This window comes from bacterium (genome assembly GCA_026708015.1).
GTDB lineage: Bacteria > Actinomycetota > Acidimicrobiia > Acidimicrobiales > Bin134 > Poriferisocius.
On record JAPOVT010000025.1, the window covers coordinates 32,034 to 43,848 of the forward strand.

Annotated in this window: 13 protein-coding genes; 11 read left to right on the forward strand and 2 right to left on the reverse strand. The window is 61.9% G+C overall.

The features are described 5' to 3' along the window. Nucleotides 1-37: 37 nt before the first annotated feature. Nucleotides 38-790 carry a fatty acid desaturase gene (locus OXG30_05620; protein MCY4134375.1) on the reverse strand — a complete coding sequence of 251 codons (753 nt, stop codon included), beginning with the start codon at nucleotides 788-790 and terminating at the stop codon, nucleotides 38-40. 195 nt (nucleotides 791-985) lie between these two features. On the opposite strand from OXG30_05620, the gene OXG30_05625 reads away from it, so the two are divergent. The 7 genes from OXG30_05625 (at nucleotide 986) to OXG30_05655 (ending at nucleotide 6,956) form a co-directional block, all read left to right on the forward strand. After that, nucleotides 986-1,630 (forward strand): acetate--CoA ligase family protein, encoded by a 645-nt coding sequence (locus tag OXG30_05625; GenBank protein MCY4134376.1) that lies wholly within the window; start codon nucleotides 986-988, stop codon nucleotides 1,628-1,630. Next, nucleotides 1,627-3,099 carry a CoA-binding protein gene (locus OXG30_05630; protein MCY4134377.1) on the forward strand — a complete coding sequence of 491 codons (1,473 nt, stop codon included), beginning with the start codon at nucleotides 1,627-1,629 and terminating at the stop codon, nucleotides 3,097-3,099. Before OXG30_05625 ends, OXG30_05630 begins: the two co-directional genes overlap by 4 nt. A 57-nt stretch (nucleotides 3,100-3,156) precedes the next feature. After that, complete coding sequence (locus OXG30_05635; protein MCY4134378.1) at nucleotides 3,157-4,656, forward strand: D-alanyl-D-alanine carboxypeptidase; 1,500 nt, start codon at nucleotides 3,157-3,159, stop codon at nucleotides 4,654-4,656. Between the two features lie 58 nt (nucleotides 4,657-4,714). Further along, nucleotides 4,715-5,353: an LON peptidase substrate-binding domain-containing protein gene (locus OXG30_05640; GenBank protein ID MCY4134379.1), complete on the forward strand. Its 639-nt coding sequence runs from the start codon at nucleotides 4,715-4,717 to the stop codon at nucleotides 5,351-5,353. Nucleotides 5,354-5,407: 54 nt separating this feature from the next. Beyond that, a complete protein-coding gene (locus OXG30_05645; protein ID MCY4134380.1) occupies nucleotides 5,408-5,749 on the forward strand; it encodes a hypothetical protein in 342 nt (113 codons plus the stop codon). Then, nucleotides 5,746-5,967: a hypothetical protein gene (locus OXG30_05650; protein MCY4134381.1), complete on the forward strand. Its 222-nt coding sequence runs from the start codon at nucleotides 5,746-5,748 to the stop codon at nucleotides 5,965-5,967. The genes OXG30_05645 and OXG30_05650 overlap by 4 nt, the downstream gene beginning before the upstream one ends. Nucleotides 5,968-6,182: 215 nt before the next feature. After that, complete coding sequence (locus tag OXG30_05655) at nucleotides 6,183-6,956, forward strand: tRNA (adenine-N1)-methyltransferase (GenBank protein ID MCY4134382.1); 774 nt, start codon at nucleotides 6,183-6,185, stop codon at nucleotides 6,954-6,956. 23 nt (nucleotides 6,957-6,979) lie between these two features. Here the strand turns inward: OXG30_05655 and OXG30_05660 are convergent, their stop codons facing one another. Next, nucleotides 6,980-7,213, reverse strand: a complete 234-nt coding sequence (locus tag OXG30_05660) for a ferredoxin (protein MCY4134383.1) — start codon at nucleotides 7,211-7,213, stop codon at nucleotides 6,980-6,982. Nucleotides 7,214-7,402: 189 nt separating this feature from the next. Here OXG30_05660 and arc point away from each other — a divergent pair, with 189 nt between their 5' ends. The 4 genes from arc (at nucleotide 7,403) to prcB (ending at nucleotide 11,813) form a co-directional block, all read left to right on the forward strand. Beyond that, entirely contained in the window at nucleotides 7,403-9,163 is a 1,761-nt protein-coding gene (gene arc, locus OXG30_05665) for a proteasome ATPase (protein MCY4134384.1), read from the forward strand. A 48-nt stretch (nucleotides 9,164-9,211) separates the two neighbouring features. Beyond that, complete coding sequence (gene dop, locus OXG30_05670) at nucleotides 9,212-10,735, forward strand: depupylase/deamidase Dop (protein MCY4134385.1); 1,524 nt, start codon at nucleotides 9,212-9,214, stop codon at nucleotides 10,733-10,735. Between the two features lie 66 nt (nucleotides 10,736-10,801). Beyond that, the gene (locus OXG30_05675) at nucleotides 10,802-10,996 is read left to right on the forward strand and encodes a ubiquitin-like protein Pup (protein MCY4134386.1); all 195 of its coding nucleotides are present in this window, start codon (nucleotides 10,802-10,804) and stop codon (nucleotides 10,994-10,996) included. 16 nt (nucleotides 10,997-11,012) lie between these two features. Further along, nucleotides 11,013-11,813 (forward strand): proteasome subunit beta, encoded by an 801-nt coding sequence (prcB, locus tag OXG30_05680; protein ID MCY4134387.1) that lies wholly within the window; start codon nucleotides 11,013-11,015, stop codon nucleotides 11,811-11,813. Nucleotides 11,814-11,815: the final 2 nt, after the last annotated feature.

Sequence of the window (11,815 nt, forward strand, 5' to 3'; positions counted from 1 at the left end):
AAACGCTACGTTACATCAACCCGGGGGAGATCCGGGATCAAACCTGGACAGAGGTGGTAGCACGAGAGGCCAGGGCGTCGACATTGGCGTGTCGGATTCGAGCCAAACCCAGCATGCTGGCCACGCTGATGAACCACCAGCCCAGGTCGAAATCGTGCCAGCGGCGAGCGAAGCGGGCTGACGTTGGCGCAGCATGGTGATTGTTGTGGTAGCCCTCGCCGCAGGTAAGCCACGCCAGCCAGGTGACATTGGTGGCGCTGTTGTCGAACGGTCGGCGCCCAAAGGTGTGGGCCACCCCGTTCACCGAGCCTCCCAGGCCGATATAGCCCACGGTGTGGATTGCCACGGCCACGATGCCGGGCACGACTCCCAGCCACCAAATGAGGATGGCGATACCCAGGGCGAGTCCGATGATGCCGCGGTTGAGCAGCCAGCGATCGGGCGCGGTCACCGGGATGTCCTTGGCGTAACGCTCTGTAGTCCGGGGATCGCGAGCCGATCGCCGATAGAGGGCAGCATTTGTGAGCTGCACCCGCAGCCAGCCCAGCCGGGCGGGTGAATGGGGGTCTTCAGAGGTGTCGGTGTACGCATGGTGCTTGCGGTGGACCGCGGCCCACTGCCGGGCAGAAATCCCGGTTGCCATCCACAAGAACACCTTGAATATGCTGCGAAGCGCGGGATGGAGTTGCACAGCCTTGTGGGCCAAATCGCGATGCAGGTACACCGTGGTGGCCAGATTGGCCAACTGAGTTAGGGCGATTCCTACCGCGACCGCGATCACAAACTGCACTGCTTGAACTCCCAACGAGTCAGGTACGACTGCCGATTGCGGCAACCACGGGTGTGACCCTAGAGCACGCACGGGGGTTACATCAGGTTCTGGGCTACCTAACAGTATCGCCCAGCAGTACTGTCCCAGCAGCAATGGGCCGAGAGCAGCTACCGGAGTGAGCGGTACCGGCGCAGCCAGATAGCTTGGATGGGAATGGAGACGTTGTCGGAATTCGAGTCGAAGCAGCTACTGGCCACCCACGGCATCCAGGTGAGCCGAGACAAGTTGGCCCATTCTGCGGAAGCGGCGGTCGATGCCGCGGTGGAAATCGGGGGCTCGGTGGCAGTGAAGCTGTGCGGTCCGGCGCTAGCCCACAAGAGCGAGCGCGGACTGGTGCGTCTGGGACTGGACAACCCCGATGGAGTGCGATCCGCGGCCGAGGACCTGTTGGCACTGGCCACCGCAGACGACGGAGAGGTGGCCTTGTTGGTATCGGAGATGGTCGAAGGACACCGGGAGCTCATTGCTGGAGTAGTGCAAACCGAACAGTTCGGAGCCGCGCTCATGCTCGGCTTGGGAGGGGTGCTGGCCGAGGCGGTCGGAGAGGTGGTGTTCCGACTTCTACCGGTGAGCGAAGCCGACTGCCAAGACATGATCGACGACTTGGAGGTATCCGCTCTTCTGGCTCCGCTGCGGGGTGAGCCCGCGGTGGACCAAAGTGCTCTGGCAGCCACCCTGTTGGGCCTGGCTCAGGCAGGTTGCAGGGAGGGGATCGAGGCTATCGACGTCAATCCCCTGGTGATTAGGGACGGTCAACCGGTGGCAGTGGATGGCCTTGTAGTGATGAGCAATCCATGAGCCCATCACCGTTCGACCTCTTCTTCAATCCCCGGGGAGTTGTGGTGGCGGGGGCCTCCACCCATCCCGGGAAGTTCGGCTTCGTAGCCCTCCACAATGTGCTGGCGGGCGGTTTCAGCGGGCGATTGTTCGCCACCAACCCGGAGCAGCCCACGATTCTGGGGGTCGAGACTCTGGCCTCGGTCGATGAAGTACCACACGGAGCAGCTGACTTGGTGATGGTCTGCACCCCGCCGCAAGCCTGCCCCGACATCTTGAGGTCAGCGGCAGACCGAGGAATCGGCGCGGCCTTCATCGCCTCCGGGGGATTCAGAGAGGCAGGGGCTGAGGGATCCCGAGCGGAAGACCAGTTGATCGAGTTGGCCCATTCGCTGGGAATTGTCGTAGCCGGGCCCAACGGCCAGGGGCTGATCTCCACCCCGGCCAAGCTCGCCGCCCAGATCGTGGCTCCAGTTCCGCCTGCTGGTCCCATCGCGGTGGCCAGCCAATCAGGCAACCTGGTGTCGGCCTTCATGAACTATGCCGCTCACAGCGGAGTGGGCATCAGCCGGGCAGTAAGCGCGGGCAATGCCGCCATGGTGGGGGTGGTCGACTATCTGGGCTGGTTTGCCAACGACCCCTTCACCAAGGCCATGGCTGCCTATGTGGAAGGAGTGGGTGACGGCCGGCGGTTTGCGACGGCTATCCGGGAAGCCGCTGCGGCCAAGCCCGTTGTATTGGTCAAAGGGGGGACTACCGCGCGGGGAGCTCAGGCCGCAGCCAGCCACACCGGGGCGCTGGCCACCGACGACCGTTTATTCGACGGCATGGTCCGTCAAAGCGGGGCAGTCAGAGCCGCCACCATCGAAGAGGCGTATGACGCGGCGGCAGCTTTTGCCACCCAGCCGCTGCCGGCCGGTCCGCGCACCCTGGTTCTTTCCAGCGCGGGTGGTTGGGGTGTGATCGCGGCCGATGCGGTGTCCAACTCTGACTTGGAACTGATTCCCCTGCCCTCTGATCTGGAAGCGGCCATTGACGGCCTCGTTCCGCCCCGCTGGAGCCGCAACAATCCGATCGACCTGGCCGGGGGTGAGAGCCGCGACACCATTCCCGACGCCATCAACCTGGTTGCCGACCACCCGGAGGTCGACGCGGTGATCTACCTCGGTATGGGCATTCAAGCCAATACCGCGTCCCATTTGCGTTCGGGCCCGTATTTTGAGTCGGCTGATCTGGCTCGAATATGCGAGTACCACGAGCGTCAAGACGGCCGCTTTGCCAAAGCGGCAGCCGAAGCCTCAGTCAGGACCGGCAAGCCGATATTGGCGGCGACCGAATTGGCCGTCACCCAACCGGGCAATGCCGGCGCGGTCGCAATGGCTGCTGAGGGTCGATATTGCTTTCCCTCCGCTGACCGCGCGGTGCGAGCCCTAGACCACTTGTGGTGGCACGCTCGGTGGCGCAACCGGCATTGTTCCGCGGCATCGTGACCTGCGAGATGCCAAGAGGTGCGTCGGCCCGCGCAAGCGCAACCTAGGATGACCGCAGTGCGTCGAATCGTAACGCCAGTACTGCTGCTTGCGGTCGCCTTCGCAGCGCTACTCGGCTCCAACTACCTCAATAATCAGTTTCACGAAAACTTGGGTGAGGTGGCCACCGACGATTCAGTACCCCCCGGCGTTGGCACCCCTCTCGTCTCCACCCGCCGCCTCACCCCCTTGCTGGCTCCCTCGCTGACCCAGTCTGACTTCTTCGACGTTCTGGACGAACTGATGGCAACTGCGCCTTCGTCGGCCTGTGTCCACGTGACCCTCGACGGCCGAGGCACTACGTTCCACGAGAGCAACGCGAGCATCCAGGTGATGCCAACTGAGGCTCTGTTGCTACCCACTCTGGCTGCCGCACACAAAGAACTCGGTCCTGATTACACGTTCACCACTTGGGTTATGTCCATTGCGCCGAAGGAAGATGGGGTAGTAAATGGCGACATCTACCTGGTCGGTGGAGGCGACCCGCTGCTGCTGACGCCAGACTATTTGGCGACGCTAGACGAGGGGGCGAATCGGCTTCACACTCCAATTGAGGCTCTAGCCCAACAGCTAGTGGACTTCGGGCTGGTCTTGGTCACGGGCGCGGTGGTAGGAGATGCCACTCTCTTTAGCGAGTTGCCTTATGTGCCTTCTTGGCCAGCGAGCGTTATCGAAGATCAGCAGATCGGCACTCAACTAGGGCTCCAATTTAATGACGGTTGGGTGCAGTTCCCAGTTCCGGACTTGGCCGAGGAAGGCGAAGAAGTGGTCGAGGAGGCTACGGAAGAAGCAGCCGGTTACCATGTGGCTGAGGATCCACCGTTCTTTGCTGCTGCGCTCTTTGACGACATGCTCGAAGCCCGAGATGTGGTGATTCGCCGCAGTCCTCGCTCGGAGGCCATCCCAGAGCAAGATGTAACGCACATACTGGGGAGCATCGAGTCGGCGCCCCTATCCGACTACTACGACCAGATCCTCGACAATCGAGACATCGAGACCACTGAGTTGCTGGTCAAGACAATTGGACGATTTACGACGGGGGTGGGAAGCACTCGAGCCGGGCTTCAGGCGATCGACAATGTGCTGGCTAGGATTGGGATTGACTCCGAACAATCTCAATTCCTACAGTTCGATGGCTCTGGTCTAGATCCGGCCAATGTCGCAACCTGTTCGGTGTTCACCACACTGCTCGACAGCGACGAGTTCAGTCCCTTCTTCCATGAACTCCTGCCCACCGCTGCCGAGGACCCCTCGCTTCAGAGCCGGTTTGCCGGTGTCGAAGATCCCGGGAGGATCAAAGCCTTTTCGGGCGGCTCATCGAACGCCACCGCGATGATCGGCTATATCGACATAGGCCGAGGCCAGGAGATGACATTCGCCTTTATCGCCAACCAGCAAGACGCGTCCGACAATAAGGCGCTTCGGGATCTGGAGAACCGCATCGTCCGGCATCTGGCCACCCTGAGGGCGAAGCCGAGCCTCGACGACATCGGCCTCGAACCGCTCCAAGTCGGCTGACGGCACCGAGCGTTGTGCGGGCTACCAAGACAACCACCACCCTGCGGATGTTCTCGTCATGACCAAAACCCCGACGATGCCGATGTTCCCACTGGGCATGGTGATGTTGCCCACGATGGTGGCGCCTATCCACGTTTTCGAGCCCAGGTACCGGCAGATGACAAAGGACTGCTTGGAAGGGGACCGGGAATTCGGCGTGGTGCTGATTGAACGAGGCAGTGAAGTCGGCGGTGGAGACACCCGAACCGACACCGGAACCGCGGCCAGGATCATCAACGCCCAAGAGCTTCCCGATGGGCGGTGGGGTCTGGTTGCCGAAGGCATGCGCCGCATTCAGGTCTCCCAGTGGCTGGAGGACGATCCCTATCCTCAGGCCGAGGTTCAAGACTGGCCCGATACCGAGCTTGGCCGCGACGCGGAGGCAGAAGTGGCCGCTGGTCTGCCCCCCGTAGCGGCCGCGTGGCGCCGAGTACTGGCCTTGCAGTCCGAATTGGGGGCTCCCGGGCCCCCGGCAACCCTTGATGTGTCCGATGACCCCTCGACCGCCGTTTGGCAGCTTGCGTCTTTGTCGCCCATGGGCCCATTTGACCGCCAGCGGCTGTTGACGGCGGACAGCGCCGCCCATCGCTTGGGTCTGCTGGCGGAATTCCTGGCCGATGCCGAAGAGATCATTCGGGCCAGAATCGAAATGGGGTAGCGGATTCCGCCGGGATAGGCTGGCTACTTGCCGGAAAGACCTACAGGAGGACAATTGTCGAAACGTTCAACAGCCGCCAAGAACGGCAATTTGCCCAAAAAGGTGGTCGAAGAGCTGAAAGACCTGTTGATCGGATATGCCCGCCAAGAGATCTTGACGCCGCTGACGAGACTCGCCAAGACGCTCAAGTTCGGCGTTCTCGGTGCATTGAGCATCGGCGTGGGCCTCGTCTTCTTGGTCATTGCCGGATTGCGCCTGCTCCAGACTGAGGCTTCGGGTGTCTTCGACGGCAACATGAGCGCTTTGCCCTACGTGGTTGTGCTCGCCGGAGTGGTGGTGGTGCTGGCCGCGGCGGTTGTGATCAGAGCTCGGCTATCGAAGGGAGACCGCTCGTGAGTGATGTGAATTTGGACCGCGGTCCAATCGACCGGGACGAAATCAGGGACAAGTTCCAGGAGTTGAAGGGGGGCTTGGACCACACTGCGGAAGCGGCTCGCACCCCGGTTCTGGGAGCGGGAATGGTGGCTCTTGTGATTTTGGCGGTGCTGGCCTTCTGGTTGGGGCGCAGACGCGGCCGCGCCAGCCGGACCGTGGTCGAAGTCCGCCGAGTCTGAATCAACATGCCCGATCCCTTGAGGTATCTACGCCGCCAAGCCATTCGACGCGGCATCATGGGAGGCAGCCGGGTATGGCTCCTCCTGGGGGGAGTTGCATGGGGTCTCCGCCTGCTGAGCCGGGTGGCGAGCACCCGTCGGATGCGAACAGTGCTCGTTGAGGAACTTCGCCCTGGTGAGAGCCTGCACATCTCCCATCTGTCCGACGATTCACAGTGAGCCGAGTGCTCCAGGCCGGCGAGATGGTCCTGTTCACCGACCGGAAGGGCCGCCGCTATCTGGCCACGCTGACTGAGGGCTGCGATTTTCACACCCACGCGGGCTCGGTGGCCCACGACAATTTGATTGGTGGCACCGAAGGCATGCAGGTGCGAACGACCCGCAATGCCGAACTGACTGTTTGGCGTCCCACCCTGCGTGACTACGTGCTGAAGATGCCCCGGGGAGCACAGGTGGTGTATCCCAAAGACAGTGCGGCCATCCTCATGCATGCCGATGTCTTTCCCGGCGCACGAGTGCTGGAGTCGGGTGTGGGGTCAGGGGCGCTGTCACTGAGCCTGGTGAGAGCCGGCGCGTTGGTGATGGGCTACGAAATCAGAGAGGACTTCGCCCAACGGGCCATCGAGAACGTGACCAGCTTTCTCGGCCCTGAGGCTGCTGACAGCTACCAGGTAGAGATCCGGGACTGCTATCTGGGGATCGAGGCCGAGGGACTGGACCGAGTGGTGTTGGATTTGCCCGAGCCCTGGCAGGTGATACCCCATGCGGAGAGCTCTCTACTCCCCGGCGGCATCCTGGTGGCCTACACGCCGAGCATCGTTCAAGCGGTGCAGTTGCGTGAAGCCTGCGAGCCCGGTCCTTGGGCATCGGTGTCTACTGTGGAGATACTCCACCGCGACTGGCACATCAAGGGCGACGCGGTGAGGCCCGAGCATCGAATGGTGGGCCATACCGGCTTTGTTACCTCTGCTCGGCGACTCGCGGACTAGCGCCGAGAACTGGAACGTGAGGCTTAGACCTCGATGAAGATGCACTCTCCAGGGCATTCTTCGGCCGATTCGATGGTGGCCTCTTCCTGACCTTCGGGGACGATGGCCAGACCCTCGACTCCCCCCGGCTCGCTGAAAACCTTGTCGCCTTCTTTCACGTAGGCAAGACCATCGTCGAGCAGAGTGAAGACATCGGGGGCGATCTCTTCACAGAGACCGTCACCAGTGCAGAGATCTTGATCGATCCAAACCTTCATTTGCATCGGTGCTGGGGCCCTTTCCTGGCTGACAGCGGACGGCAAGCATGGTAGACGCTGGCTGCGCTCTCAGTGTAACCGACGCACAGCCGATCTCCTCTACACCGCGGGAATTGGCCTGGGCAGGAACGAGTCGGGCCGGGACCTCACATCAGCAAGGCAGGTGATGGCGTGTAAAGTCGGGTTGGTATGACAGACGGCGAGGCAGCAGCGACAGCGGAAGGGCCACAGGAGGAGGTCCCTCCGACAGAGCAGGTTGAGGCGCTGCAAGAAGAGGTGGCTGTCCTTCGCCAGCGGCTTCAAGACGCTCCGAAACGAGTGCGCACCCTGGAAGAGCGGTTGCTGGAAACCAAGGGGCAATTGGCCAAAGCCGTCTCTCAGAACGAGAAGCTCACCTACACGCTGCGCGAGGCCCGCGAGCACATTTCCGCCCTTCGGGATGAAGTGGACAAGCTGACGCAGCCCCCATCAGCCTATGGGACACTGCTGGGCCGAAACGACGACGGCACGGTGGACGTGTTCTCCGGGGGTCGCAAAATGCGGGTTGCGCTTCACCCGGAGATCGAGTCGGAGGAGCTGAGCCGGGGCCAAGAGGTGGTCCTGAACGAATCGCTGAACGTTGTTCTGTCCCGGGTAGGCGACGGCACCGGCGAGGTAGTGACCATCAAGGAGCTGTTGGCCGGTGGCCTGCGGGCTCTCATTGTCGGACGGGCCGACGAAGAGCGGGTGGTGGAGCTGGCCACCGAGCTGATCGACCAGCCTCTGAAGAGCGGGGACACCGCGCTGATGGATTCCCGGTCAGGCCTGCTCGTCGAGCGCCTGCCCCGCCCCGAAGTCGAAGACCTTGTGCTGGAAGAGGTGCCCGACATCACTTACGAGCAGGTTGGCGGACTGGACGAGCAGATCGAGCAGATTACCGACGCGGTCGAGCTTCCTTTCGTACACCATGATCTGTTTGCCGAGTACCAGCTGCCGGCACCGAAAGGCATACTGCTGTACGGCCCGCCCGGTTGCGGCAAGACTCTGATTGCCAAGGCAGTGGCCAACTCGCTGGCCAGCAAGGTGGCCGAGATGAGCTCCGACCGAGAGGCCCGGTCCTATTTCCTGAACATCAAGGGACCCGAGTTGCTCAACAAGTATGTGGGAGAGACCGAGCGCCAGATCAGATTGGTATTCCAGCGGGCTCGGGAGAAGTCGGCTGAGGGCTGGCCGGTAATTGTGTTCTTCGACGAGATGGAATCGCTCTTCCGCACTCGGGGCACTGGTATCAGCTCTGACATGGAGTCCACCGTGGTACCTCAGCTTCTGGCGGAGATTGACGGCGTAGAGGCACTGAAAAACGTGATTGTGATAGGAGCGTCGAACCGCGAGGACCTCATCGACCCAGCCATTCTGAGGCCGGGGCGTCTGGATGTGAAGATCAAGATCCAGCGTCCTGACGCCGATGCGGCTTGCGCCATCTTCTCCCGCTATCTCACCTCCGATCTGCCCATTGCCGTCGAGATGGTGGAAGGGCTGGGGGGTGGGGATCCAGACAAGGCCATCCAGGCCATGGTCGAGCAAGCGGTGGCCGAGATGTTCTTGGAAGAGGAGCGCAACCAGTTTTTGGAGGTCACCTACCAAAACGGTGACAAAGAAATCATGTACTTCAAGGACTTTGCCTCCGGTGCCATGATCGAGAACGTGGTTCGCCGGGCCAAGAAACTGGCCATCAAGCGTCTGCTGGCGGGCGGGTCTCCAGGTATCCATCTCAACGATCTGCTGGACTCGGTTCACCAGGAGTACCGCGAGCACGAAGATCTGCCCAACACCACGAACCCCGACGACTGGGCCAAGATCTCGGGCAAGAAGGGGGAGCGGATCGTGTTTGTCCGCACGCTGCTGTCCGACGAGGAGTCGAGCCAGGGCGGACGCTCAATCGAGGCAATAGGCCCCGGCCAATATCTCTAATCTCGATAACCGCCCGACTATCAGTTCAAGTCATGTAGCGTGCCGAGCATGGCGGTTCCCAAGATCTGCGGTATTGAGACCGAGTACGGGATTGCCCACACTGGCACCGAGGACGCCAATCCGATCGCTGCGTCATCGCTGCTCATCAACTCTTATCTGGCAGAGGTGGAGCGCACCGGGGAAGGTGGACCGGCCGCCGGAGTGAACTGGGACTTCGAGGACGAGATGCCCGGAAACGACATCCGAGGCATAGCCCCGCTGGGGTCGCTGGCCCCCGAAATCGAGACGCACCTGGTGAATGCCGTGCTGACCAACGGTGCCCGGTATTACGTGGACCATGCCCACCCCGAATTGTCCACTCCAGAGTGCAGCAACGCTTTGGACGTGACCCGATTCGACAAGGCGGGTGAACTGATCCTGGTCCGTTCTATGGAGGCAGCCGCTCAGCTGCTGCCCCATGGCCAGGAACTGGTGGTCTACAAGAACAACTCTGATGGCAAGGGAAACAGCTACGGCTGCCATGAGAACTACCTCATGGCTCGTACAACCCCCTTCTTCCAAATAGTGGTTCATGCAACCTCCCATCTGGTTACCCGTCAGATCTTCACCGGGTCAGGCAAGGTTGGTTCGGAAGCCCCCGGACTGACGACTGCAGAGGTGCCCTTCCAGATCACTCAGCGGGCCGATTTCTTCGAGGAGGAGGTGGGCCTTGAGACCACGCTCAAGCGGCCCATTATCAATACCCGGGATGAGCCCCACGCCGACGCCCGGCACTATCGCCGTCTGCACGTCATCACCGGCGATGCCAACATGTCGGAGGTGGCCACCTTTCTAAAGGTGGGAACCACCGCCATCGTCTTGGCCATGGTCGAGGACAATGTGTTGCCCCGGGAGTTCCGCTTTCGAACGCCGGTGCAGGCCATGCGCCAAGTCTCCTACGACGTGAGCTTGACTAAGCCTCTGGAACTGGCCGACGGCACTGCCGCAACTGCCCTGGAAATCCAATGGGACCTGTTGGACCAGGCTCGGAAGTACGCCGACAGCCATGGGCTGGATGCAGTCGGCGGCCCCGTTGGAGAAATGGTGATCGACCGGTGGGAGCAGGTGTTGGCCGCCTTGGAGGCCGACCCCATGAGTCTGGCCGACCAACTGGACTGGGTAGCCAAGTATCGGTTGATTCAAGGTTTGTCGCAGCGCCATGGGCTGCGGCCCGACGATTCTCGGCTGGCTGCTCTCGACCTTCAGTACCACGACTTGCGGCCAGAGAGATCGGTGGCGGCGCGTGTGGGATTGGAATCGCTGATTTCAGCCGACGATGCCCGTTCGGCCATTTCTGATCCCCCAACGGACACCCGGGCCTTCTTCCGAGGCCAGTGCCTCAAACGGTGGGCGCCCAGCATCGTGGCGGCGAACTGGGACTCAATCGTTTTCGATGTGGGCGACGAACCGCTGCGACGGGTTCCCATGATGGAACCCACCCGAGGCACGGTGGAACATGTGGGCCAACTCCTGGCTGATTGCGATTCGGCCGGCGAGCTGCTGACCCGCCTGCGGGAGCCGGGCTCCCGCTAAATTGTCCTCACTTCCGGGTCAGCGCGATATCGTGATCGACACACATCCGGGTATCAGGGGGATGAGATGGCAGAACGAGAGCAGATCAAGAAGCCGGCGCCTCAGCGAGAGGAATCGGAGGTCGAAGACGCCCCTGCAACTTCGGGACAAGGCGATGAGCTAAAGGCGGAACTCGACGAGCTGCTCGACGAGATCGACGAGGTGCTGGAATCCAACGCCGAGGACTTCGTCAAGTCTTATATCCAAAAGGGCGGGCAGTAGCGGTAGTCTGCAAACTGTGACGTTGCCCCTCTTTGAAGCCGGGGGTGACCCGGGCCCCAACTTTGCGGAGTTGGTGCGGTCCGCAGGGCTGGTACCGCCAGTTCCCGACGTCCCGGCTGCCGACATGGCCATTTCCCATGCCACAACGGTGGTTGCCATTCGCTGCCACCAGGGGGTGGTGATGGCCGGAGACCGCCGGGCAACCGCCGGACACCTCATAAGCCACCGGACCATCGAAAAGGTATTCCCCGCCGACCACTACTCGGGGGTGGCTATTGCCGGTGCCGCTGGGCCTGCCATGGAGATGGTTCGGCTGTTCCAATTGCAACTCGAGCATTATGAGAAGGTGGAGGGGAAAGCCCTCAGCCTGGACGGCAAGGCCAACCAGCTCGGCATGATGGTGAGGAACAACCTGCCAGCGGCCATGCAGGGGTTTGCGGTGGTCCCGCTCTTCGCCGGCTATGACACCAACCGCGAAGTCGGTCGCCTGTTCCAGTACGACGTCACCGGCGGCCGCTACGAGGAGCGGGAATATGCAGTGGGGGGTTCGGGGAGCCTTCACGCGGGGACGGTGATAAAGCTGGGCTATCGGCCGGAAGCCGATGCCGATGAAATGATCGACTTGGCGGTTTCGGCCTTGTTCCGCACCGCTGAGGAAGACTCGGCCACCGGCGGACCCGATCTGGTGCGGGGGATCTATCCGGTGGTGGCAGTCATCGGGGCCGACGGATTCCAGCGGGTGGCCGATGAGGAAGTCGAAACCCGATTCCGCGACCTCCTCACCAGTCTGGAGAACCAAGGGGGTAATTCACAGTGACC